Genomic DNA, 25,351 nt, shown 5'->3' on the forward strand with positions numbered 1-25,351 from the left:
AGATGCCTACATACATATCATGTTAAGGAAAAAGAATACCTTTTCACTTTAATACATGATAAGGAGGATTTCTATGAAACGTGATATTAGAAAAGCTGTCGAAGAAATCAAAAGTGCTGGGATGGAGGATTTCTTACACCAAGATCCAAGTACTTTTGAATGCGATGATGATAAATTCACTCATCATCATTGTACAACTGGATGTAAATGTACAACTGGGGGTAAATGTCCAAGAACAAGATGTACTCGCGTGAAACATTGTACGTTCGTTACAAAATGTACGCATGTAAAAAAATGGACATTTGTTACGAAATGTACACGTGTACGTGTTCAAAAATGGACGTTCGTTACGAAAGTCACGCGTAGAAAAGAATGCGTATTAGTTACAAAACGTACTCGCAGAAAACATTGTACATTCATTACAAAATGCATACGCTTTGAAAAGAAATTTTTCTGGACAAAACGAAGTTTCTGTAAAAAATGCGAATTCTTCCCTAACAGACACGGTCACTCTTGCGATGATTCATGTGATCATGGTAAAGACTGTCACGATAGCGGACACAAATGGAATGATTGCAAAGGCGGACATAAATTCCCATCTTGCAAAAATAAGAAATTCGATCACTTCTGGTATAAAAAACGTAACTGCTAGTTTTTATACCACCCAAAAAAGGCCGTTTTGCGGCCTTTTTTACATTTATTGAAAGTGACTTATATCTGCAAATTGTTTCACTTTACCAATACCCTCTTCAAATTCTATTATGCTCAAACTGGCACTATGCATAAATGGATCATCCCACACATTTTCTATTTCAATTCCCGCGAAATGCCCTACAAGTAATTTTGCTGCTGCCGCATGAGAAACAATCAATATGTTTTGTCCTTTATGCCTCTCTAAAAGAAGCTGCATCCCTTCAATTACTCTTTCATAAACGGCCTCGAAATTTTCGCCTGATGTTGACTGAAAAAGATGTGGCTCATTCCAAAATAGATGTACTTCTTCTGGAAATTGCTTTTCTATATCCGCGATTGTTTGTCCTTCCCATATACCCATGTTGATTTCATAGAAATGCTCATCCGCTATAATGGGTATATCACGTTCCCCTTTTATTAACTCTGCCGTATGAAGTGTTCTTTCGCTCGGACTACTATAGATCGCATGGATTGGTAAATCTTTCATTCGATTCCCTAATTGTTTCGCCTGAACTATACCATTTTCAGTTAAAGCAGAATTTTTTCGTCCCTGCATTCGCTTCGCTACATTCCACTCTGTTTCACCATGCCTTGTTACATATATAGTTGTTTTCATTTCTTACTCCCCCTTACCATGTTGGTCGTAATTCCCACGGTTCAACTCTCCCTACAATCCACTCCGCTCGTTTACTTTCAATCCCTTTTATAACTCCATCAGCTATCTCTTCATGCGTAAGCCATCTTCCATATGTATCTTCTAAAATAAAACCTAAAATAATTCTATAATAAATACATCGCGTACTTCCTATTTTTTGTGCAGGCATACGTGATGCTTTACTACCTAAAATATGAAATAAACTATATGTTTTAGACGACAAATCTAGTTCTTTACAAATATTTGATAGTGCATGCTTTGCACTTGTGTGTACCCATGCAACAACTAATGTGATCGGGCCATTTTTCTTAATTGTACTTTTAATAGCTAGCTTTACATCTTCATCCTTATGATAATCTAACGAAAGGCATGTAATATTTTCTGGTGCAAAACTCATTCTCTTAACATTTTCTAAATTCACTTCATCTCGCCCGATAATAGAAACATAAAATCCTTTCTCACAAAGCCACATAGAAACTTTCTTTAGCATTCCTGTTCCACCAATTACAAGTGCATGCAAATGCTATCCCTCCCTAATAAAATGTCATATGAGGTTTCTCATCCCTATAATAATTTAAACGGTCTTGCAGTGTCCCTGAGTGAAACTCAAATTTATGACCGTCAGGATCAACAAAGTATATAGATTCACAATCTCTGATATCACGTTCTCTTCCTTGTAAAATATGAACATCATTTTCTTCTAATCGCTGTATTAAACATTTAAAGTCTTCTCGTTCAACAGAAAATGCAATGTGCGTATAGGATTGATGAATCTCATTTCTCGGAATATGCGTCTCTTCATTAAGCGCTATCCATACTCCACATATGTTAAAATAAGCCAATTTTCTTCCTTTAACTAATAATTCTCCTTCTAATACTTTTTCATAAAACATAATAGAGTTTTCTAAATTAGATACCGAAAAACAAATATGATTGATTCCCCTTAACAACTATAATTCCTCCTTATACAAATAAAAGATGAGCGAAAATTCACTCATCTTTTATTATACTATTTTTTTGTAATATATGCCCATTTATAACTGAAGTCCCCACCAAACGTATGATTAGCAATACCTTTTACAAATGGCTTCTCTAAATAAGCTGTACTTTGTTGGTACGTAGGAGAAATTGCTGCGTCTTGACCAATTAAGATTTTTTCAGCTTCCGCAAGTGCATTCCAGCGTGCTTTATCATCTTTTAATAGCTCTCCTTTTGATTTCGCTACTAAATCATCATACTTCGGATTAGAATAATCCATTTCATTAAATGAGCTTCCAGTAACAAACATATCAATATAAGTCATTGGATCCGGATAATCAGGGCTCCATGCAGATAATGAGAATTCATATTGGAATTTCTTTTCTAAATCTAGCTTCTGCTTGTATGGTTGCTGTTTCAAATTCACTTTAATACCAGGCAAGTTTTTCTCTAGTTCTTCCTTAATAAAGTCGCCCACTTTTTTACGGCTACCGTTATCATCGTTTAGTAATTCAACCGTAATTGTATCTTGACCAAGCTCTTTCTTCGCTTCTTCCCATAATTTTTTTGCTTTCTCTGCATTATCTTTACTATCACGGAAGTTTTTATTTACAGAGCGGAAATCTTTTCCATCCGGACCTGTCGTAAATTTTTCAGGTACTAAGAAATATGCTGGCAATGAACCGTCATTTAAAATGACATCAGCAATTCCTTTTTTATCGTATGCTAAATCAATCGCTTCACGTACTTTTTGGTTTTTAAATGTTGCATTTTTTTGGTTAAAACGCAAGAAATATATGCGTGGATCTAACTTCGTTTTAAATTCATCTGGCTTATTCTTTTTATATTTATCAACAAATTCAGAAGTTAAAATAACTCGATCTGCTTGATCACTATCATATAAATTTACTCCCGTGCTTGTTTCCTTCACAATACTTACATTAATTTCGTCTAATTTTACAGTATCTTTATCCCAATAATTAGGATTTTTCTTCAACTGATAATTTTGTTCATGTTTCCATTGACTCATTGTAAATGGTCCATTATATAATAATTTATCTGCTTCTAATCCGTATTTATCTCCTTGCTCTTTCACATATTTTTCATTTAATGGGAAAAATGTAGGGAACGACGTAAGCTCAAGAAAATAAGGTGCTGGTTGCTCTAATTCTACTACCAACGTTTTATCATCCTTCGCTTTAACACCCAATTGATCTGCTGGTAATTCACCTTTATTTACTTTCTGTGCATTTTTCACATCAAATAAAATGAATGCATATTCTGCCGCTAATGCTTTATCTAATGTACGTTGCCATGCATATACAAAATCTTGTGCTCGAACTGGATCACCATTTGACCATTTCGCATCACGTAATTCAAATGTATATGTCTTTTTATCTTCACTAATCTTCACATCTTTTGCCATACCTGGTGTTGGTTTATTATCTTTATCTAGACGATATAAACCTTCCATTGCATTTACAAATACACGGAAAGATACAGAATCCGTTGATTTAGATGTATCCATTGAAGGAATTTCAGCTGTTTCTAGCAAATTTAAAACTTGTTTATCGGCCATTCCCTTATTCGATTCTTTCTTCGTTGTCGAAGCCTTCTCACCATTCCCACATCCTGCAACCAATACACTTGTCGTTAACGCAAGTGCAGCAATTCTTGTTGTCTTTCTCTTCATTCTTCCTTCCCCCAATCTATATGTATAAGTTAAATCCTATATAATATATTTCATTATACAAAAGATTCTGATTATTTTAAATATTTATTTTAACAAACATAGAAAAAAGCGATCGGAAATTTCTTTCCAGTCGCTTTCTTGAATAGCATTTACTTGTAATCCATCCTCTATATCAAATGGATTTTGAACTTTAAATATTTCTTCCATCAGCTTCAAAAACTCTTCTTCAGTTTTAGATTCACCATTAACCATAAGTGAGTATGGTTCCACTTCACCTAATTTATAATCGACAACAAATTGAATCTTCACCTTTTGTCTTGGCGTTCCGGTGTTATATCCTTGGAATTCTACTAATTCTAACCCTTCCGTTCCACGATAATATATCCAACCTGAATTTTGAAAATAATTTTCGAAAGATTCACCTATTGAAAAGAAAGGATATTCATAAAGCGAGCTTGTACGAACCTTTTGAATAACGTCTCGATCAGTCGGAAAAAAGAAATGACTAAAAAATATGCTAGCAACTGCTAAAATAGTAACAATTGTCGCTCCCATTTTGCTCGTTCCGCCGCTATCATTGATTAGATAGTTTTCAACTGATTTATCTTTTATTTCTCTTGCTTTTATTCGGTATATACGTCTTTCCGCAAATTGATAGTATAATCCATTTGCAAAAATCCCCATTCCAAACAGAATAAAAATGAGTAATAAAAACGTCAGAGGCACCATATTAATGATTGGCAACGCTACATTAAATCCCATATAGTACGAAAATGCATCACAAGCTACTAATAACAGCATAAATAAAGCAGCTGGTATATAATATTTACGATATCCTAGCCAGCCTATATTGAAAATTGCAGCCCAACCATTCCAGCTCCACCTAGCAATCCGCTTATTCTCAAGCTCCCATTTCCTTTGATAATACGGATATTGTCTCCCTACATATACTTCCAGTTCTTTATCTATTAACGAGCTACCTTCATCTTGTTCATTATCCAAGTTTCGCTGACAACTTGCACAATTTAACTGTTCCTCCTCGCAAGGTTGCCCACAATTTATACATTTCAAAACAATCCCTCTTCCCATCCATACGTCATTTCAAAATACCTTCGTGTTTTAATAACCACTCTTTCCTCCATAAACCACCAGCATATCCAACAAGCTTTCCACTCTTTCCTATTACACGGTGACATGGAACAATTATTGAAATTGGATTCCGACTATTCGCCCCTCCTATTGCCCGTACAGCTTTTATATTTCCAACTTTCTCTGCAATATCTAAATATGAAGCACTTACGCCGTATGGAATAGTATAAAGTGCATCCCATACATTTTTTTGAAATGCTGTTCCCTCTGCAGACAGCGGGACCGTAAACTCTTTTCTTTTCCCTTTAAAATATTCATCTAACTCATTTATACATTGTTCTATCATTTCATTTTTATTTTCTTCTTGTCGTTCATCAACAAATATAACAGACGTAATTCCTTCTTGATTCGCTGTAATTTCAAGCAAACCTACTTCGCTCTCATAATAAGCCTGGTACATATGCCATCCTCCAATTCAGTTCATATTAGTCATTGTAACACGAATATACAAAATTTTTCGTATAAGCGTTTTATTAGAGAAACAAAAAAGAGAATGGTAAAATATAAGAAAATTCAATCAAGGAGGCTATTTGATGAATTCCAAGCTTTTTTCACCTTATACAATTAAGAACGTTACACTAAAAAATCGTATCGTTATGTCGCCTATGTGTATGTATTCATCAGGGAGTGAGGATGGCAGCGTTACGAATTTTCATCTCATTCATTATGGAACTCGCGCTGCTGGCCAAGTAGGTTTAGTTATGGTTGAAGCAACTGCGGTGTTAGCTGAAGGACGAATTTCTAACAAAGACTTGGGCATTTGGGATGACAACCTAATTGAAGGCTTACATAAAACAACTACTTTTATACATGATAACGGTGCAAAAGCTGCCATTCAACTCGCTCACGCCGGAAGAAAAGCTGAATTAGATACGAATGCTTTCGCTCCTTCTGCAATTCCTTTTAATGATACGATGAAAATACCAGTAGAAATGAATATACAACAAATCAAAGAGACTATATTAGCTTTTCAGAAGGCCGCGTTACGTTCAAAACAAGCCGGATTTGATGTTATCGAACTACATGGCGCTCACGGTTACCTTATCAATGAATTCCTATCACCACTTACTAATAAACGAACGGATGAATACGGCGGCTCACCTGAAAACCGTTATCGTTTCTTACGCGAAATCATCGACTCTGTAAATGAAGTTTGGGACGGACCAATATTTGTTCGTATTTCAGCAAATGATTATCATCCTGACGGGCTAACAGTTCAAGATTATGTTCAGTATACAAAGTGGATGAAAGAACAGGGAATAGATTTAATCGATTGTAGTTCTGGTGCAGTTGTACCAGCACATATTGATGTGTATCCTGGTTACCAAGTACAATACGCCAAACATATTAAAGAGCATACTAAGATTGCAACTGGTGCAGTTGGATTGATTACGACTGGGTCACAAGCAGAGCAAATTTTAAATAATAACGAAGCAGATTTAATTTTCATCGGACGTGAATTACTTCGCAATCCGTACTTCCCAAGAATAGCGGCCAATGAACTTGGCTTTGAATTGCAAGAACCTCACCAATATAAGCGAGCACCAGGAAAAATTCATACGAATAAATAAAGCCACGAAGAATATGTAGGACTGAACCTAAAATAATTAAAGATATACTACAGGACAACACATGTTGTTTAACAATGTAGTTTTAAGGTGTATCAACACTTTGCTTGATACACCTATTTTTTATGTTTTTATCACCCATTTATCACTACATTCATTAAGTCAACAAATATGTTATGTCCTTTCTTTTAAAACTGCCCTCTTTACTTTAAGTACAATACTTCACGATTTTTCCACCTAAATAAATTCACTCTCTTAAAAGTGTTATCCATGTGAAAAAATACCACCTTATTAAAGAAAGGCCTTTGATAGTGAGAGTAATAAAATAGATAAATAGAAACAACTTAGTTTATTCCTATTCAAATAACGCAACCGTTGTAGCTTGAAATTATTTATACTTGCTTTAATTGTAATATAAGTTTAGACACAGCACTGTCTAGAAAATATGTAGATTTGCAACGTTAAGAAAGTTTCAGTGAACTAAGGGGATCTAATAAGGTCAATCTCTATATACTAAAATATCATTCTCCTGGTAGGAGTCACTATATCAAAAAAGAAAATAGTAGCTTCGAACACAATTTAGACACAAAACATCCGATTCACAATTAAATATACCATTATGTTAAATGACTAAATAATACAAACGGTATGAAGAGAATTTCTGGTCTTTTCATACCGTTTTACGTTTGTTCTTAAGTTTCATACGAAATTCGTGGAAAGAAAGCAGCATCTATTTTTATAAATAAGGCTCAAAAGTTACCACACCTGACAACGGAAATATTAATGCAACCCTAGTTCCCTTATTAACTTCAGAATCAATGGTAATTTTCATACCTAATTTTGAGCACAGTTTTTCGCATAGATACAAGCCCATTCCTGTACTTTTGCTAAATCTTCTTCCATTCTCTCCAGTAAATCCTTTTTCAAAAACTCTATTTATATCTTTAGTTACTATCCCTACGCCATTATCCTCTATAGTTAATATTACTGAGTTAGTTTTCTTAATTGAGTATATACGTATCATTTGTTCTTTGTTATTTGAGTACTTTATAGAATTTCCTATTATTTGATTAATAATAAATTCAACCCATTTTACATCACTATATACAATCTCATCAATACCCTGTATATCTAATTTTATTCTCTTATGAATAAAATCCCTATAGTTTCTTTTAATTACATTCCTTACTACATTATCAAGTTTGATTGGCTTTATCATATAGTCTTTATTCACGTTAGAGCTTCGAGAATAATACAGAACCTGTTCAACAAACCCCTCAATCCGATCCATTTGAGAGTCAATTTTATTCGTTACTTCATTTTGATTATTTTCAATAATAAGCTTTGTAGAAGCTATTGGTGTCTTAATTTCATGCACCCATGTCTCTATATATTCTCTGTAATCCAATTGCATATCTCTATAATAATTTACATTTTCATGCATATCTCTACTTACTTCTTTCAGTATAGCGTTAAGCTTTTTCCCATGTATAAAGTTTGCTTCCTTTACTACCTCTGGAAGTAAGTATTTTTTCTCCAAGTTTTCTAATATACCGTTAATCTCATTATAATAAATTTTACATTTTATAAATTCTATAACCATATATGAAATCAATGGAAAAAACCAAATACAAAAGACAAAGAATATGATAATGAGCGGAACATGCGCAGTCAGCAATATACCTGCTAGTATGATATATACCAGTACATTAGATAGTATTACTACTATTTTATCTTTAATAAATTCACCTATATTCATGGCATTATATACCCTAAGCTTCTTCTTGTTGCAATTGGATTTTCTATACCTATCTCTTCAAGCTTTTTTCTTAATCTATTGATATTAACAGTTAAGGTGCTATCATCCACAAAATAATCAGATTTCCATAAAGTTTCTATGAGTGAATCTCTTTTTACAATATTTCCGCGATTATTTATTAAGCATGAGAGTATTTTAACTTCATTTTTAGTTAATTCTACAGACTTGTCTTGATAAGTAACTGTTGCATTTGAAAGATTTAAATTAAAATCTCTATAAATTAAGATATGATTCGTCTTGAAATCTCCAGTTGTTCTTCTTAAAATGTTTGTTACTCTTGCTAATAGTATTTCTGTATTATAAGGCTTTGTTATAAAATCATCTGCTCCTAAATTCATACTTATTAGTTCATCGACATCACTATCTCTACTTGTAACCATGATGATTGGAACAGCTGAAGTTTTACGTATTTCTCTGCATATATAATAGCCATCGAACACTGGAAGATTTATGTCTAGTAATATAAGGTCTGCATTCTCAATTTCTATATATTCGATAATATGATTAAAATCAGTAGGAGCCTTTACTTCATATCCATACTTTATAAAAAAATGTTGTAATTCTTCTCTGATGATTTCATCATCTTCAATCAGAATGATTTTTTTCATGATTTTTCCCTTCCTATATAGAATATAAGGCTATTACATCTTGAGAAACAAAGTGTAATAGCCTTAATGAGCATTATAAAATTAAGTATTACTTTTTACAATATTTTTATACCCGACATATGTCGTGTAGAAATATCCTACATACACTACAAGAAATACTAAGCCAGTCATCAATGCTGGTAAAATAATTTCTGTTTGTTGAAATGCGTTAATAAAATCATTGACTACATAAATTCCAACTACAGAATGAATTAGGGCAAGAATAACTGGAAGACTAAAGTATACGAAAGTTTGAATAAAAATCGTTTTGTCGATCATTGCTCCGTTTGAACCAATTCTCTTCAATGATTTATATCGATCTATGCTATCACTGGCTTCTGATAATTGTTGAAGAGCTAATACAGCCATACTCGTTATTAAAAATACAATACCTATATATATCCCAATAAACAGTATGATAGTTTTCAATCCCTTACTTTCTGCACAAACTTCATCCTTTGATTTGCCAGCTATACGATTAATATTTAATTTCGGGCCATTTTCGTCATAAAAGCCCCGTGCAACGTTATCATATTTTTTATTATATTCTTTTCTATTTCCATCTAAATAATTTACATTAAGTACGGATTCAGTAATTTTGTAGCCTGATAAAAACTCATCATTTATAACGATTGTGAAGTAATTAGTTCGCACATCAGAAGTGTAAAGATTCTCTTGTATAACTTTAGCGTTTTTTACCGAATATTCTTTTTCTTTAATATTAATCTTATTGCTATTTTTTAATCTATCATTTGTCGAATTAACAAACCGGCCTTCATTTGATAAAAGTAAAATTTCATTGTTATTTAAAGTGATTTCCTTTTCACCTTTAAGATTTAAAATTTTATTATAATCAGATACTTTAATAAAATCTATACTCATATTATAATCTTTAAGTTCTGGTACAAAGTCCACCACTTCCATCCCTGTTCGATATACATTATAAGATATATATTTTTCGTTATTACTTATTTTAAAATTAGCTTTCTTTAATACTTCTTCTATAGTATAACTTTCATCCTTATTCTCCAACGTAATACTGGCATCAAATGGTGTTACTTCTTTCGTTGTTGCGTCCATCATTCTGTTAAAGCTGATTCCTGTAGATAAAGCCACCATTGTGATGCATAACATTAAACAGATTACAGACATGGATATAAAATTTGTATTAACCTTACTATTTATTTGTTTGATGATAAATATATTTAAACCCTTAAAATAGACTTTTTTATTCTTCTTTACAACATATAATATAAATCCAGATAAACTAAAGAAAAACAGAAATGTACCTAATATGCCAAGAAGGATTGATACCACGAGCATAGGATTTTGATAATTCAATCCAATCCTTAGTACAGTCACATATGCATATCCAAGTGATGCTACACACATAATAAATGTGATTACATAGATAAGAGGATTTCTAAATTTTACATCTTCATTTTTTCTACCTGCTGTTAACATATCAATTATTTTGTATTTAGAAACAACATATATATTAAATAACATAACAAGCAAAAACATGATTCCAAAGTATAATACGCTTTTACCTATAGCACTTGTTGAAATTATAAATTTATATTTATTGATGGGCAATTCAAATAACTTTAATGCAAATGTAGATAATCCCTGCGATACTCCAATACCTATTATAAGTCCACTCACTAAAGATATAACGCCAACTAGAAATGTCTCTGTTACTAATATTCTGGATATGTTTCTTCTTCCCATACCTAAAGTCATATATATTCCTAATTCTTTTTTACGTTTTTTAATTAAGAAATTATTTGCATACAATATTAAACCACCTAATATTACTGATACAAATACTGACACATTTGAGATAGCGTTCATTACTGTTGGCACATACTTTCTATCTGAAGCGTTAATTTCCATAAGTGCCTTTTGTGATTCTATTGAGTTAAAGCTATAAAATATACAAACAGCCAGTGTTAGTGTTAAGAAATATATCGCATAATCTTTAAAACTTTTCTTTACATTCCCAATAGCAATCTTAGAGTACATTATTATCGTCACCTCCAAGAAGGGTTATAACTTCGATAATTTTAGTGAAGAATTCTTTTCTGGAATCATTTCCTCTTACCAACTCGATAAATATTTTGCCATCATTAATAAAAAGAATTCTACGAGCATAGCTTGCTGTAAATGCATCATGAGTAACCATAAGTATTGTAGCTTTTAAATCCTTATTAAGACTTTCAAATCTTTCGAGTAATAATCTAGCTGATTTAGAATCTAACGAACCTGTTGGTTCATCTGCAAGTACTAAAGATGGATCTGTTACGATAGCTCTTGCCGAAGCAACCCTTTGTTTTTGTCCACCTGATATTTGATAAGGGTATTTGCTTAATACTTGTTCAATGTCTAAATATTTTGCAACTGCTTGTATTTTGCCATCAATTTTTGAACTTTCCTCACCTTTTATAGTTAAAGCTAGGGCAATATTTTCATAAGCAGTAAGAGTATCTAATAAATTAAAGTCCTGAAATACAAACCCTAATTCATTTTTTCTAAACTTGTCTAGTGACTTTGATTTTAACCGAGTAATGTCACTATTATTGATTATTATTTTTCCCGTCGTAACATTATCAATCGTTGATATACAGTTAAGTAATGTCGTTTTGCCACTTCCTGAGGGCCCCATTATCCCAACAAATTCTCCCTCATCTACCTTAAAACTAATATTATCTATAGCCTTTGTTACATTATCTTTATTACCATAATATTTTTCAATTTTTTCTACACTTAATATATTTCGCATTAATACTTCTCCTTTTTCATTATAAAAATTCTTTAACTCCCCTTCATTTTATATAATTTCATTAATAGTATCGGTGGAATTACATTTCATTAACATTACATTTTTGTTATATTGAGTGATACCTCTACATGTAAGTTATCAGAAATCGCGATGGTAAACGTAAGGTCTATTCGATGCCTTAACCAAATGGGCTGATAAATGTAGGGATTATCGTTTCTGGTGCAAAAATGATAAAACTTATGTAATTATAGGTTATAAAAAAACTCTAGATTTTCTATGTAACATAGAAAATCTAGAGTTTTCATTCCGAATATTGATTAAACATACTTTATCTACGTTTGGCAAACATATTAGAGCAAGAACTTTACTATTAATAAAATATCATTAATTTTCTCCCAAAAAAATATTTTAGATCAAAGGACTAATTATCCATTTCTAATCTAACCTAATCTTAAAGTTCAAATTTTATTTAGAAACCCATATCTTTTTTGTTTTTTAAGCATAATTTTAATCCTAAACCAATTACCACAACCACAATTTTGGATAAGAAAATGTCATTTTCCCTAGCAATAGAGGCATCTATTGAAATTGTTTCTTTCAGCTTTTGAATCGCATCAGCTGACATTCGGATCATCTCAGATTTATGTTCTTTTAACATTTCTGTACCATAAAATCAGGCGTATTTGGGACGTATGAGGGATAAAAATAGAATTAAGATCATAAATTGGCGTGATAAAAGAAGTGGATTCCCCACTCTTCTTTCATTTTAGTATAAGTGTTAAACAACATGTATTTACTGTTAATCCAAGACTAAAACCCTATTTCCTTCGTCTTTCAGTAAAAGTCATTCTTCTCGGTTTTATTTATTCTATCGTTGTAATTTCATTTGAATTATAAGTATGGATACCCGATTCTTCTCGCAGCGCGGTTATATACATACCTTTCGCCACATCTTTAGCTGAAATTGGTTTATACTTTTTGAAAGCCCCTTTAAAAATAAAAGGAATAATACGAGATAACTTTTCAGCCATTCGTTCGCCGAAACGAAATTCTTGTCGGTTTCCTACTAATAATGATGGTCTAAAAATGTGAATACCACCGACCACTAACTTTTGCAATTCTTCTTCCATTTTTCCTTTCACTTGTGAATAAAAGAAAAATGATTTAGGATTCGCTCCCATAGAAGACACAACAAGGAAATTTTGCACCCCTTGTTTTTCAGCTAAACACGCAGCTCGTAACGTATATTCATAATCTACTTTTTTAAAATTTGCTTTTGTTTTTGCTTTTTTTATTGTTGTTCCTAAGCAACTAAAAACATCATCCACAGCAAAGAACTCTTTATATTCCTCTAATACCGAAAAATCAACTTGTTTCTGCTGTAACTTCTCATGTTGCATTTGCATTGGCTCTCTTACAAAAATAGTAACCGAATCGTAGTAATCTGATTCAAGTAATAGACGCGTTATCTCTTGTCCAACTAAACCACTTGCACCAAGTATTAACGCTGTTCGCTTATTCATATATGCATATACCTCTTATTTTACTTTTCTCTCCTTCAGTAAAATACAACCTTTAGGAGTTTCCTGCTCTTATTTTACCACAAGTAAAACACTATGCGTACGCATAGTGCTCTACTCACTCTTTTTTCTCATCTCTCTCTTGTAATTTCGTTATTGTTGTAGCGTCCCCTAAATTACTTATTAATCTTTTTAAAAAAATTAATACAAAAGATAATGGCAATACTACCGCTAATATTAATAAAATAGCTTCCATTAAGTAACCCAAGCGCTCATCCCCCTCTTTACCTCCTTTTCAATATATGAAAACATCGTTGTCACATATGCATGCATTTGCAAAAATAATACACCTATATTTGACAACTTTATAACAAAAACAAATCGGAATGATTATTATTTATTGCAACTTTATTAAAGATGTATTATACTAAGTTCGCAAACTAAAACGTAATTATTCCGTTTTGTATTAAAATGATATTTTTCTTCTATAATTGGAGAAAATATATCCGTAAAAAAGAAAAGAGGAGAAATTCATGCCTAAAAGATTGACTATATTTTCATTCTTACTTATTTTTACCTTAATTTTCGCTGGCTGCTCAAATAAAAAAGAAAGTAATGCCAAGAAAGATGGAAAGCTAACAGTTTATACAACGATTTTCCCACTTGCTGATTTCGCAAAGAAAATCGGTGGCGACTATGTAAATGTTGAAGCGATTTACCCACCTGGTGCAGATTCACATACATTTGAACCAAGTCAAAAACAAACAGTACAAGTTGCAAAAGCCGATTTATTCGTTTATAACGGCGCTGAATTAGAACCATTTGCTGAAAAAATGGAAAAAACATTACAAAAAGAAAATGTTAAAATTGTAAATGCATCTAAAGGTATTGAGCTTCGTGCTTCTACTGAAGAAGAGCATCATGATCATGGAGATGGCCATAAAGAAGATGAACATCATCACGATAAAGACCCGCATGTTTGGTTAGATCCTACTCTAGCAATGAAACAGGCAGAAAAAATTAAAAATGCACTTGTAGAATTACAACCTGAACATAAACAAGAATTCGAAAAAAACTTTGCAGCACTTCAAACTAAATTTACTGATTTAGACGATGGATTTAAGGCAGCTGTAGCGAACGCAAAAACGAAAGAAATTTTAGTTTCTCATGCTGCCTATGGTTATTGGGAACAACGATACGGCCTAAAACAAATTCCTATCGCTGGAATTTCAGCTTCTGATGAACCATCTCAAAAGCAGCTTGCTGACATTACAAAAACAGTAAAAGAACATAATCTAAAATATATTTTATTCGAAACATTCTCTACTCCAAAAGTAGCATCTGTTATTCAAAAAGAAACTGGTACAAAAGTTTTACGCTTAAATCACTTAGCTACTATTTCTGAAGATGATGCAAAAAATAATAAAGATTACTTTACTTTAATGGAAGAAAACGTAAATACATTGAAAGAAGCAACAAACTAATCCATTATATTTTCTAGGCAGCTGAATCTAGTATTCAGCTGCCTTTTTATGTATTTATCCTTGACTTGACCAAAATAACAAGTAAAATTATCCATATTAGCTTTAAAGCTATATTAATTTAGAAGGTGAGTTGGAATTATGAATCTTCACATTTGTGAAGTAACAGCAAAAAATTGGCGTTCAGTAGTTGCTTTAGACGTCGCAAAAGATCAGCAACAATTTATTGAAAGTAACGCGTTTTCTTTAGCAGAATCATTATATGAAGGAAACGGAACGTCAGTAGGTTTATATGATGGAGAAACACTTGTAGGATACGCAATGTATGGATGGTATTCAGTAAAATATAAAAGTGTCTGGCTCGATCGCTTTATGATTGACCAACAATATCAAGGAAAAGGATACGCAAAACGTTTCCTTCGCTTACTCATTCAATTCTTACAAGAAAAATTTGAATGCAAAATAATTTACTTAAGTTTACATCCAGACAACAAACTTGCAATGGGACTGTATGAATCATTTGGTTTCCGCTTAAATGGGGATATTGATGATGAAGGTCCAGTTGTAGGTGTTGTAATGGAGTTACTAATAGACGAAAATACAAGCCTGTGAAAACAGGCTTTTTATTATACATGTATCAATTTTTAGTTTCTTTCCCTTATTTAATTCTGTTTTGCAATCTAATAGAATGTTCATAAAAAATAAGTCTGCAATTTACGCAGACTTATTTCACACACTCCTCGAAATGTTCTTGGAACCACTCTTTATTAATATCTCTTCCGATAAAAACTACTTCACTTACTCGCTCTTCACCCTCTTGCCACTCTCTATCATACGAAGCAGCAAATAACGTATGTACGCCTTGGAAAACGATACGTTTATCTACTCCGTCTATCGATAAAATTCCTTTGTAACGATATAAATATTCCCCTAGCTCTTGAACGACAGCTGACATCCACTCATTAAGCTTTTGTAAATCCAGCGGACGTTCTTCACGTAATACAAATGATTTCACACCTTCTAAGTGGTTATGTTCTTTATGAGGGTAAATTTGCAACGTATCTTTCGTTTTAAACGTTTGGATTTGTAATAAAGATGGTATATCTACCTCACAGTTAGTCGCCTCAATTAACTTTGCAGTCGGGTTAATCCCTTGAATTTCATGCAAGAGATTTTCTTTCTCATTCTCTTCAATTAAATCTAATTTATTTACTAAAACGACATCAGCAAACGCAATTTGCTCTTTTGCTTCTAATCCTTTTTCAAAATGTTTATGTATATGATAACTATCTACCACCGTTACAACACCGTTAATTTGGTAAGCAGATTGGATGACTGGATCTAAAAAGAATGTTTGAATAATCGGCCCTGGATTTGCAAGGCCAGTCGTTTCAATTACTAAACCATCAAAATCCATTTTCCCTTCTGCTTTTACGTCCAGTAATTGTTTTAAAGCGACGAGTAAATCTTCACGTACAGTACAACATAAACATCCATTTGTCATTTCCATAATTTCTTCTTCCACATTCATAATCAACTGATTATCAATGCCAATTTGCCCTATTTCATTTACAATCACCGCTAATTTCTTACCGTGATTTTCTGATAAAATACGATTTAATAAAGTCGTTTTCCCTGATCCAAGAAAACCAGTTAATATTGTTACTGGAATCATTTCGTACCTCTCCTTATACCTATATGTTTCTACATTATAGCATATGAACACTCCCCCACTTAACAAAGCTTGAAGTGGGGGTTTCTAACGTTTCGACCTAACGGACGATTAACGTCAGGGGAGTTAACACATTAGCGAGCTGTTTCACGCCTAACCCCTCTATCCCATTTGTCCATGCATTTGGGATTACTTTTCGTAAAATGTTAGCCGCAGCATTTACATCTGCATTAATTAAAGTTTTATTTGCTGAACGATATATACCGCGCTTTATTCGTTTTCCTGAAAAAGTTGTATTTTGGTCATTTTCTCCATACGTTGGAATGAAGTCGTTATCCAGAAAACTTGCTTTCGATGTATATGATTCTTCAGTTACAACAACTTGAATGCCTACAGCATTTGCTTTGTATGTAATCATTTGAATCAGTAAATTATGCGGGATATGACAAAACGATTGGTTATTTCTTTTTCCCATATTCGTTTCTTGTTTCCAACTTTTGTTTTGACCAATAACGATTTTACAAACTTCTTCTTCTTGAGCTAGTTTTACGATGTGGTGACTAACTTTATGGAAGACGTCTTTTATTTTCAAGTAACGTTTTTGATGAAGTTTTTCTATCCTTTTAGAAGTAAAAGGTCCTTCATTCGTTTGTTTTCCATTTCTAAGAATGCTTGTAAAATGACTCTTCATTTTGTTGTAATATTGATTTATGCTTTTGACATGTTTGCCCTTAACAAGGACAGGTTTCATACCTGTGTTTGTTACGATGGTTGCAAGGTTATCAATCCCTAAATCAATACTCATATAACGAGCATTCGCTTCAATCATTTGTTGTTCAGAAGGAACATCAATTACCAATTCCACTACATATTCATTGTATTTTGGAATCACACGAACTTGTTTCAGTTTACCTTCAGTGAAACCCAGTTTCCCAATATTTAATTGCAATTTCGTCTTTGGAAACTTTAAAAATCTACCGTTTTTAATGATGCAATCTTGGTTTGTATACAGAATCTCTTTTTCAGAAGAACGAATATACTTTGGAATCCTAGGCATTCCATCATATTTGTTTGGATTCTTTTTATAGTCTTTTAAACTAGCAAAAAAAGATTTCCAATTTTGGAACAAACCTTTCATGATGGACTGGCTACATTGCGTAGGCAAAGCTCGATAATCATTTTGAATCATAGCCTTAAATAGTGCATCTAGAAAGTTGTAATCTACATAAGGTTTTTCAAAATTAGGTTCTGAAAACAAATTACATGTAATCTCTTTCTGTTCTTCTTTAGGCTTCACTTCCTCTTTTCCCAATTTCTTCCGATAGGCAAGGCGTTGTGTGTCATTCATCTTCCCAATATTTTTATGAATATTATCCAGAACTTCTTTTTGCAAAGGCTGCAACTCTTTTTCTTGTGTTAATCCAGTGTACACCTGGCGTATATAAAAGTTTGTGGTGTTGTACATATTCTTAGCGTTATGACAACATTCTTGAAAATAAGAATACATACGATGCCCTTTTTTTATCCAGATTTGAAGAGTTTTATAGTTTGATGGATTTTCTTTTGCCATTTTATTCACCTCCTTGTTAAGGATATTATAGCAAAAAAGAACATACGTTTCCGTTTTTTCTCAAAAATAAAATATTTCTTTCGATTCACCTCACCACCTTCATTTACGTTTAGAGATGGGAGTCCTCTCGAAAGGCATGATAGAAAAAATCGTTTTTATAGCAAAACATATTTATTGTCTGTACACCTAATTAACTATATAATAACATGTAGTAAGAAAGCCTTTTCAAAACAATATTATTCATCAAGGGGGTACTTATAATGGAACGAGTTCAAATGAATGAAACGCTAGAATTCTCTCGTATTATTCAAGGATTTTGGCGTTTAGCAGAATGGAATATGACAAAACAAGAATTACTTTCTTTCATTGAAGATTGTATGGATATGGGAATTACTACTTTTGATCACGCTGACATTTACGGCGGATATACGTGTGAAGGATTGTTTGGAGAAGCTTTACAATTAAAGCCTTCCTTACGAGAAAACATGCAAATTATTACAAAGTGTGGAATCGCTCCCCCATCACCGAAATTTCCAGAGCGATATGTTGCTCACTACAATACTAGTGCAGAGCATATTATGCAAAGTGTAGAAGCATCACTTAAAAATTTACATACAAATTATATTGACGTATTACTTATTCATCGTCCCGATCCTTTTATGGATCCAAATGAAGTGGCAAAAGCATTTTCACAATTAAAACAAGAAGGAAAAGTTCGTCACTTCGGTGTATCTAACTTCTTACCTTCACAATTTAATATGTTAAGTTCGTACTTAGATTTCCCGCTTATTACGAACCAGATTGAAGTTTCTGCATTGCAGCTTGAGCATTTTGAAAAAGGGACAATTGATTTATGCCAAGAAAAACGAATCAATCCAATGATTTGGTCACCTCTTGCTGGTGGGGAAATCTTTACTGGTCAATCAGAACGCGCCGTACGTGTACGTGAAACTATGCAAAAAGTTGCTACTGAGCTAGGTGTTTCTAGTATCGATACGGTTATGTATGCTTGGTTACTTGCTCATCCAGCTAATATGATGCCAATCGTTGGCTCTGGTAAATTAGATCGCGTAAAAACGGCTGCTCTTGCTACAAACGTTAACTTAGACCGTCAACAATGGTTTACAATTTTCGAAAGCTCTAATGGGCATCCTGTACCATAATGCATAAAAAGAAGAGCTGTTTTCTTACAGCTCTTCTTTTTCATATGTATTTCTAGTCATGGCAAATACACACATATCCCTTAATCCGTTTCCATCTACCGTAACACTCGCACTTTCTAACGTACCTTCTAACTTAAAGCCTAATTTCTCAGGTATCGCTCTACTCTTCTTATTTAAAGAATCACAACGAATTTCTACACGGTTTGCTTTCAATTCAGAAAAAGCATAATCCGTTATACCTTTCGCAGCCTCTACCATATAGCCTTTTCCGCTAAACCTTGTATCAATCCAATATCCGATTTCAAATTGAGGTATATCCCAATTAATACGATGTAATCCGGCTGAAGCAATAAATTCACCTGTTTCTTTCGAAAATACTAGTAATCTTAAATCCTCACGTTGCAAAAATTGAATATGTGATTTTCTAATACTTTCTTCTATTTCTTGCTCTGTTTGCTCTTTTTGTGCAAACACCATCCAAGGTTTTAGTTCTTGTATTGAAGCCTGAATTGCATCATATACAACTTTACCATCTCCTGGTTTCGGCATTCGAATAAAAAGCCTGTCAGTATAAAATTCAGAAGGAAAATCGAATAATAACGGATTCACTGTAAACACTCCCCATAATTCTTTTATATATAATAATATCCATCTCAAGTTATATAGTAAAGAATTTTCTGAATTGAAAACCTTTTACTCATTCACTTCCGCCGCTACACGAATTCCAGATTCAATCGCACCTTGAATCCATCCGTGATATAGCGTTGTATGATCTCCAGCGAAGAATATTCTCCCCCCTGGTTTGACAATCGCTGGTTGCAGCTCAGATTCTTGACCTGCTTGAAAAAGTGCAAATCCTCCAAGCGCATACGGATCCAATGTCCAGCTTTTTGATATTCCAGATATGAACTCATCATACACTTGACCACCTAATATTGTTGCTAAGTTGTGTAATGCGTAATAAATACGATCACCTTTTGATAAACCATCCCATAACAATGCGTCATAAGACCATGTATAGCTACCTAACATCATAGCCGGTCCTTTCTCACCAATTCCATAACTTGGATAATAGGCATAACGAATTGGCAAATCTGTTATAATTCTGCCACCTAATTGTCCTTGTTCTTCCCAAAATCGGCTTTTAAATTGAATTCCTATTTTCGTCGCAGGCATATAATGTAATTCACGAATTGCTTTCCATTTTTCATGAGATATAGAATCAAACGGATCTACTTCTACAAAACGCATTGTCGAAAACGGAATGGTAACAATAACTAAATCTCCTGTAATACTACTATATTCAAAAGTTTCCTCGTTCCGATAGAAAGCTGTCACACCATTATCGTGTTGATGTAGCTTCATTAATTTTTGATTATATATAATATTCTCTTCTAATTGCGGTAAAAATGACTTTGGCAATCTATCGTTCCCGCCCACAATTTCACAAAATCCGCTCTCCTCTTGCATAATGTATAGAAAGCGTAAAGTCTCTACAAACGATCGTTCCAAAAAACCTTCTAAATCTAATAGAACACCAATCATCTCAATTGTTACTGGCGAAAAGTAAGTATTATACTGATAAGGGTGATACTTCAAAAATTGTCCTGTGGAATATCTCCCAAAGTCCTTCACTACAACATCCCAATTTTTCTCTGGATTTCTTTTAATAAAATTTATTATCGGCTGTACTGCTAATAACAATAGTTCTTCAGACGTTTTTCCCACTTCATTCATTTCCACAGGATACCTTAAAATACTTGGATCCTTTTCATATTGTTTCAACGTCGTTTTTCGTCCATTTACGTATATAATATCCGTCTCATTTCTATTAATAAATGGACTCACCTGTAGCCCAAATTTTCTTATATAAGCCATCGTTAATGTATGCGAATACGGAATTCTCATTGCTCCGACATCTAAATATAATCCGGTATCTTCCATTCTAACCGTTTCTATACGGCCACCTACCCGATTGTTTGCTTCAAAAATTTTCACATCATGTCCTGCAGCCTTTAATAAAGATGCTGAAACTAATCCAGCCATACCAGCTCCCACTACAATAATTTGTTTTGGATTTATCGTCTTCTTCAATCCTTTATCTATAACTTTTAACGCTTCATCCATTTCAGTGTTATACATTATATCTTTCTGCACAATTCCACCCCTTACTTCATCAAATGGACGTTAGTGGTTTAGTGCATTTTATTCATAAATCTCCATAAACATAACACCATTGCAATTTGAATATTCACTAAAAGTACATAAGAGACAGATTTCATATTTCTTTATGCTTCGTATAATATAGCAACCGCAACGAAGGAGTGACTAAAAAATGAAACATACTTATGATTACCACGCTACAAAAAAGCATTTAGAATTAAAGAAACAAAACTTATGTAAAAAACTTAGCAATATAACACTATCTGAAAAAGAACGTGAACAGCTAAAATGTGAAATTGACAACTATGAATATATTTTAAATCTGGTCGAAATGAATCATTATGAACGCGGATTTTCTCGTTAAAAGTGGAAATAGGATTATCCGCTTTTCATTTTGAGCATTTCACTACGCATTTTTCATAAGTAAATATATAATAGGATGTACATTAAGATTGAGAGGTATATTCTATGATCAAGTTAAGTGTATTAGACCAATCACCTATTTCAGATGGTAGCACAGCAGCCCAAGCTTTTTCACATACAGTTACGCTTGCACAAGAAGTTGAAAAACTCGGATTCACACGTTTTTGGGTATCCGAACATCATAATTCCGTAAGCTTAGCTGGTTCAAGTCCAGAAATACTTATTTCTCATATTGCAGCAAAAACGGACCGTATTAGAGTCGGTTCAGGTGGTGTTATGTTACCACATTATAGCCCATATAAAGTTGCTGAGAATTTCCGTGTTCTAGAAGCACTGTATCCGAACCGCATCGATCTCGGTGTTGGTAGAGCTCCTGGTGGTATGCCAATAGCAACTCGCGCACTTCAAGAAGGGAAAATGGTCTCACTTGATCAATATCCAGAACAAATTGCAGACGTTGCAATGTACTTACATGATCAAATACCAGAAAACCATCACTATGCAAACTTAAAAGCTACTCCAGTTATCCCAACATCTCCTGAAATGTGGATGCTCGGTTCTAGCGGAGAGAGCGCTAAAATTGCTGCAAACAACGGAGCTTCTTTCGCATTTGCACAATTTATTAATGGCTTCGGAGGCCCTGAAGTTATGAGGGCTTACCAAGAACAATTTCAGCCTTCATTTTTAGGAGATAAGCCTAATTCAATCGTTGCCATCTTTGTTATATGCGGAGAAACAAATGAAGAAGCGGAAAAAATTGCTTCTAGTTTAGATTTATCAATCTTATTATTAGAGCAAGGAAAACGAACTACTGGTACACCTTCTATTGAAACTGCTCAAAATTATTCATACAGTGCTTATGATTTATTCCGTATAAAAGAAAATCGTCAACGTATGATTGTTGGTGATCCGTCTTCTGTAAAAGAAAAAATAATAAACTTAAGCAAAGCATACAATACTGACGAATTTATGATTGTCACGATTACCCATCAATTTGAACATAAATTAAAGTCTTATCGCTTACTAGCAAATGCTTTTAATTTATAACTCTAAAAAGAGATGCATCACATATGATGCATCTCTTTTTCTTACTACTTATTGTTTTTATTTCCTATATATTCAATAGCTTCTTTTAATAGCTCATCAAAGTTAATAGGATAATCATGATCTAAGTTAGGCACAACTTTATACTTATGTTCTATATTCTTATCTCTTAATAATCGTACAAATTGCTGCGTGGATTCGAAACAATCTTCATCTTGATCCCCGCATACTATATATCCTTTTATATGTTTATCCTGCAGCACTCTTAGCAACTCATCCCATTCTTCAATCTCAGGAAGCCATGGTGCCATAAAAATAAAACCATCTACATCTATATCTTTTTGTAAAATCGTATATAAAGCTACTCTTGCCCCTGCAGAAAAACCACCAATTATCACATTTTCTACTGTATGATTTTCTATAAACTTATTGTAATGCTCTTTTAATTCTTCTTTCCCTCTCTCTATATCATCCCAAACAAATCCATCTGAAAACTGAATTTGTGAAGACTGTGGTAAAGCTAACGTGTAATCTTGTGCCAAAACTGATTTCCAATATGGCTCTACTATTTGAATATTTTCTTGGTCACCATGTAATGTAAGTAGTAGTTTCCCCTCTTTCTTGCTGTATATATATTTCACATCTGGTCTTTCCTTTTTATGTGCTAATTCTTCTCTTTCTTTACATAATTGCACCATTGTATGAAATTCTTTAAATTTATGTAGTGATTTTAAATCTTCGTCGGAAATTAAATATTCATTTCCATACCAGAATCCCTTTTCTATAATGGCCTTCCTCATTAAATGTAATGCTTCTTTTTCAAGTCCTGATGCACTTGCGAGCGCATACTTAAAATTATATATTTGCGCCTCATTCCCTATTACACCTGTAGCGTTTTCCATTATATAATTGTACGCTTCAAAACTTCCTTTATTTGCATAACAACGTAACGTTTCATTTAATAATTGAATGTAAGTCATACTATTTTTCATGTACCAATTCCCCCGAAACTTTTTATAATATTTATTTTGCGAATCTTTATACCACTTTGTGAAGATTTTATATAACTCGCCCTAGCAATATCTTATTCTCCGAATGATACTTAATAGTTATCCTTCTCTGTCCAATACATTTAATATAAATATTAATAAACTGAAAAGTCAATATTTTAACAAACAAAAAAAAGACAACAATATATGTATTGTTGTTTTCATTACGTCTACCCGCTCTTTTGTTTTTTTCTATCTGGTTTACTTGAAACTAAATAATGTTTTTCTGAAATATATAAGTCTCTTTTTAAGCTACGATTTAAGTAAGGTCCTAGTTTCATTCCGCATATGAGGCGATCTTCGCTACCTTCAACAATTGGGAACATTTCTTTTTCTGTTACGTATTGATCTACTGCCTTTTGTACGACATCAATTTCTTTCACTAGGTTTAAATTTTCTGCTGTATGTTCAAATACCTCAAGCGTTTCCTTCGTTATGAGAAAATCATTTGTTGGAAATGCAGGTAAATACGGTTTTAACAAATCATAATTTACTGTATAATCTTCATTTACTAATACTGTATAAACGATATTAGCATTCGTTTCTAAAAACTGAGCCATCGCTTGTTCTAATTCATCTTTCGTAATTTCCCGCTCTTCTTTTCCAGTTCTGAAAAAGCGAAACATCGCATCGCCTCCTTTTTACTATATTATAGCATAAAAGAAAACTGAAAAATCATAAAAAAACCCATTGAAATAATTTTTCAATGGGTTTCTTTATATTTTTTATCGTTATTTTAAGAATGCACTTAGCATCCATACATGTTGTTCTAATGTTGTATGAATTGCTAACAGCATGTCAGCTGATGTTTCATCGCCAGCTTCGCCCGCAACTTCCATACCTTCTTTTAATTCTTGAATAAGTGCAGAATAATCATTCACTAATGTTTGCACCATTTCTTCTGCAGATTCTTTGCTTGTCCCTTCGCTGACACTAGATGTTGCGAGATATTCTTTCATTGTCGCTAATGGTTTACCTTCTAAAGCTAAAATACGTTCTGCTAACTCATCAATATACGTTCCAGCTTCATTATAAAACTCTTCAAATTTCTCATGTAATGTAAAGAAGTGTGGCCCTGTCACATACCAGTGATAATTATGTAATTTCACATATAACACATTCCAGTTTGCTACCTGCTTGTTTAATACTTCAACAACATTTGTTTTCGTACTCATACAATCCACTCCTCTTATCATTTTGTAATGTTTATCTTTTAATAACCTAATTACATTTTACCATACATTCCCTTTCCTTTCGAACAATCGGCTTATATGTAACAAAG

At 33.1% G+C, this 25,351-nt stretch carries 27 protein-coding genes; 7 read left to right on the forward strand and 20 right to left on the reverse strand.

The window, feature by feature from the left end:
* The first annotated feature begins 73 nt into the window (after positions 1–73).
* Positions 74–652: an exosporium protein ExsB gene (exsB, locus tag OXT04_RS26885; RefSeq protein ID WP_000817498.1), complete on the forward strand. Its 579-nt coding sequence runs from the start codon at positions 74–76 to the stop codon at positions 650–652.
* Positions 653–697: 45 nt separating this feature from the next.
* On the opposite strand, the gene OXT04_RS26890 is transcribed toward exsB, so the two are convergent.
* The 6 genes from OXT04_RS26890 to OXT04_RS26915 form a co-directional block, all read right to left on the reverse strand.
* Positions 698–1,309: a phosphoserine phosphatase 1 gene (locus OXT04_RS26890; RefSeq protein WP_053564690.1), complete on the reverse strand. Its 612-nt coding sequence runs from the start codon at positions 1,307–1,309 to the stop codon at positions 698–700.
* A gap of 13 nt (positions 1,310–1,322) precedes the next feature.
* The gene (locus OXT04_RS26895; protein WP_098235588.1) at positions 1,323–1,868 is read right to left on the reverse strand and encodes a short-chain dehydrogenase; all 546 of its coding nucleotides are present in this window, start codon (positions 1,866–1,868) and stop codon (positions 1,323–1,325) included.
* A gap of 13 nt (positions 1,869–1,881) precedes the next feature.
* Complete coding sequence (gene fosB, locus OXT04_RS26900; RefSeq protein ID WP_053564692.1) at positions 1,882–2,298, reverse strand: FosBx1 family fosfomycin resistance bacillithiol transferase; 417 nt, start codon at positions 2,296–2,298, stop codon at positions 1,882–1,884.
* Positions 2,299–2,357: 59 nt separating this feature from the next.
* Complete coding sequence (locus OXT04_RS26905; protein WP_098235587.1) at positions 2,358–4,019, reverse strand: peptide ABC transporter substrate-binding protein; 1,662 nt, start codon at positions 4,017–4,019, stop codon at positions 2,358–2,360.
* 84 nt (positions 4,020–4,103) lie between these two features.
* Positions 4,104–5,108, reverse strand: a complete 1,005-nt coding sequence (locus OXT04_RS26910; RefSeq protein ID WP_097924402.1) for a DUF2628 domain-containing protein — start codon at positions 5,106–5,108, stop codon at positions 4,104–4,106.
* Positions 5,109–5,115: 7 nt separating this feature from the next.
* Positions 5,116–5,568 carry a methylated-DNA--[protein]-cysteine S-methyltransferase gene (locus OXT04_RS26915; protein ID WP_000283912.1) on the reverse strand — a complete coding sequence of 151 codons (453 nt, stop codon included), beginning with the start codon at positions 5,566–5,568 and terminating at the stop codon, positions 5,116–5,118.
* Positions 5,569–5,701: 133 nt separating this feature from the next.
* On the opposite strand from OXT04_RS26915, the gene namA reads away from it, so the two are divergent.
* Positions 5,702–6,739, forward strand: coding sequence for an NADPH dehydrogenase NamA (gene namA, locus OXT04_RS26920; RefSeq protein WP_053564694.1), 1,038 nt, complete (start codon positions 5,702–5,704; stop codon positions 6,737–6,739).
* 733 nt (positions 6,740–7,472) lie between these two features.
* Here the strand turns inward: namA and OXT04_RS26925 are convergent.
* The 7 genes from OXT04_RS26925 to OXT04_RS26955 all read right to left on the reverse strand — a co-directional run bounded on the left by OXT04_RS26925 (position 7,473) and on the right by OXT04_RS26955 (position 13,772).
* On the reverse strand, positions 7,473–8,495 hold the full coding sequence (locus OXT04_RS26925; RefSeq protein WP_267418645.1) for a sensor histidine kinase: 1,023 nt from the start codon (positions 8,493–8,495) through the stop codon (positions 7,473–7,475).
* Positions 8,492–9,163 (reverse strand): response regulator transcription factor, encoded by a 672-nt coding sequence (locus OXT04_RS26930; protein ID WP_097821634.1) that lies wholly within the window; start codon positions 9,161–9,163, stop codon positions 8,492–8,494. The genes OXT04_RS26925 and OXT04_RS26930 overlap by 4 nt, the downstream gene beginning before the upstream one ends.
* Positions 9,164–9,244: 81 nt before the next feature.
* Positions 9,245–11,227, reverse strand: coding sequence for an FtsX-like permease family protein (locus OXT04_RS26935; protein ID WP_097821633.1), 1,983 nt, complete (start codon positions 11,225–11,227; stop codon positions 9,245–9,247).
* A complete protein-coding gene (locus OXT04_RS26940; RefSeq protein WP_069604209.1) occupies positions 11,217–11,984 on the reverse strand; it encodes an ABC transporter ATP-binding protein in 768 nt (255 codons plus the stop codon). The genes OXT04_RS26935 and OXT04_RS26940 overlap by 11 nt, the downstream gene beginning before the upstream one ends.
* Before the next feature lie 469 nt (positions 11,985–12,453).
* Positions 12,454–12,609, reverse strand: coding sequence for a hypothetical protein (locus OXT04_RS26945; protein WP_170965743.1), 156 nt, complete (start codon positions 12,607–12,609; stop codon positions 12,454–12,456).
* A 238-nt stretch (positions 12,610–12,847) separates the two neighbouring features.
* Positions 12,848–13,507: an oxidoreductase gene (locus OXT04_RS26950; protein ID WP_097821632.1), complete on the reverse strand. Its 660-nt coding sequence runs from the start codon at positions 13,505–13,507 to the stop codon at positions 12,848–12,850.
* Positions 13,508–13,622: 115 nt separating this feature from the next.
* The gene (locus OXT04_RS26955) at positions 13,623–13,772 is read right to left on the reverse strand and encodes a hypothetical protein (RefSeq protein WP_176520583.1); all 150 of its coding nucleotides are present in this window, start codon (positions 13,770–13,772) and stop codon (positions 13,623–13,625) included.
* 265 nt (positions 13,773–14,037) lie between these two features.
* On the opposite strand from OXT04_RS26955, the gene OXT04_RS26960 reads away from it, so the two are divergent.
* Both OXT04_RS26960 and OXT04_RS26965 read left to right on the forward strand, forming a co-directional pair.
* The gene (locus OXT04_RS26960; RefSeq protein ID WP_001126151.1) at positions 14,038–14,988 is read left to right on the forward strand and encodes a metal ABC transporter substrate-binding protein; all 951 of its coding nucleotides are present in this window, start codon (positions 14,038–14,040) and stop codon (positions 14,986–14,988) included.
* A gap of 138 nt (positions 14,989–15,126) precedes the next feature.
* A complete protein-coding gene (locus OXT04_RS26965) occupies positions 15,127–15,597 on the forward strand; it encodes a GNAT family N-acetyltransferase (RefSeq protein ID WP_097821631.1) in 471 nt (156 codons plus the stop codon).
* Between the two features lie 112 nt (positions 15,598–15,709).
* Here the strand turns inward: OXT04_RS26965 and OXT04_RS26970 are convergent, their stop codons facing one another.
* Both OXT04_RS26970 and OXT04_RS26975 read right to left on the reverse strand, forming a co-directional pair.
* On the reverse strand, positions 15,710–16,660 hold the full coding sequence (locus tag OXT04_RS26970) for a CobW family GTP-binding protein (protein ID WP_000613422.1): 951 nt from the start codon (positions 16,658–16,660) through the stop codon (positions 15,710–15,712).
* 97 nt (positions 16,661–16,757) lie between these two features.
* Positions 16,758–18,227, reverse strand: coding sequence for an RNA-guided endonuclease InsQ/TnpB family protein (locus OXT04_RS26975; RefSeq protein WP_267418646.1), 1,470 nt, complete (start codon positions 18,225–18,227; stop codon positions 16,758–16,760).
* 260 nt (positions 18,228–18,487) lie between these two features.
* Here OXT04_RS26975 and OXT04_RS26980 point away from each other — a divergent pair, with 260 nt between their 5' ends.
* Positions 18,488–19,390, forward strand: a complete 903-nt coding sequence (locus OXT04_RS26980) for an aldo/keto reductase (RefSeq protein ID WP_267418647.1) — start codon at positions 18,488–18,490, stop codon at positions 19,388–19,390.
* A 24-nt stretch (positions 19,391–19,414) separates the two neighbouring features.
* Here OXT04_RS26980 and OXT04_RS26985 read toward each other — a convergent pair whose 3' ends face one another.
* Together OXT04_RS26985 and OXT04_RS26990 are read right to left on the reverse strand one after the other, a co-directional pair.
* Positions 19,415–19,999, reverse strand: coding sequence for a GNAT family N-acetyltransferase (locus OXT04_RS26985; protein WP_001068747.1), 585 nt, complete (start codon positions 19,997–19,999; stop codon positions 19,415–19,417).
* An 84-nt stretch (positions 20,000–20,083) separates the two neighbouring features.
* Positions 20,084–21,547 (reverse strand): flavin monoamine oxidase family protein, encoded by a 1,464-nt coding sequence (locus OXT04_RS26990; protein ID WP_142306361.1) that lies wholly within the window; start codon positions 21,545–21,547, stop codon positions 20,084–20,086.
* Between the two features lie 178 nt (positions 21,548–21,725).
* On the opposite strand from OXT04_RS26990, the gene OXT04_RS26995 reads away from it, so the two are divergent.
* Both OXT04_RS26995 and OXT04_RS27000 read left to right on the forward strand, forming a co-directional pair.
* A complete protein-coding gene (locus OXT04_RS26995; protein WP_000683362.1) occupies positions 21,726–21,917 on the forward strand; it encodes a DUF3896 domain-containing protein in 192 nt (63 codons plus the stop codon).
* A gap of 104 nt (positions 21,918–22,021) precedes the next feature.
* Positions 22,022–23,023 carry an LLM class flavin-dependent oxidoreductase gene (locus tag OXT04_RS27000; RefSeq protein WP_000594038.1) on the forward strand — a complete coding sequence of 334 codons (1,002 nt, stop codon included), beginning with the start codon at positions 22,022–22,024 and terminating at the stop codon, positions 23,021–23,023.
* A gap of 44 nt (positions 23,024–23,067) precedes the next feature.
* Here OXT04_RS27000 and OXT04_RS27005 read toward each other — a convergent pair whose 3' ends face one another.
* From OXT04_RS27005 to OXT04_RS27015, 3 genes are all read right to left on the reverse strand, one after another.
* A complete protein-coding gene (locus tag OXT04_RS27005; RefSeq protein ID WP_098569991.1) occupies positions 23,068–24,012 on the reverse strand; it encodes an alpha/beta hydrolase in 945 nt (314 codons plus the stop codon).
* A 227-nt stretch (positions 24,013–24,239) separates the two neighbouring features.
* Positions 24,240–24,695 (reverse strand): DUF3939 domain-containing protein, encoded by a 456-nt coding sequence (locus OXT04_RS27010; RefSeq protein ID WP_000488209.1) that lies wholly within the window; start codon positions 24,693–24,695, stop codon positions 24,240–24,242.
* Positions 24,696–24,800: 105 nt separating this feature from the next.
* Positions 24,801–25,244: a Dps family protein gene (locus OXT04_RS27015; protein WP_000105199.1), complete on the reverse strand. Its 444-nt coding sequence runs from the start codon at positions 25,242–25,244 to the stop codon at positions 24,801–24,803.
* Between the last annotated feature and the right edge of the window lie 107 nt (positions 25,245–25,351).

Origin of the sequence: Bacillus sp. GC_Bacil_1 (assembly GCF_026540675.1) — a bacterium.
Taxonomy (GTDB): Bacteria; Bacillota; Bacilli; order Bacillales; family Bacillaceae_G; genus Bacillus_A; species Bacillus_A cereus.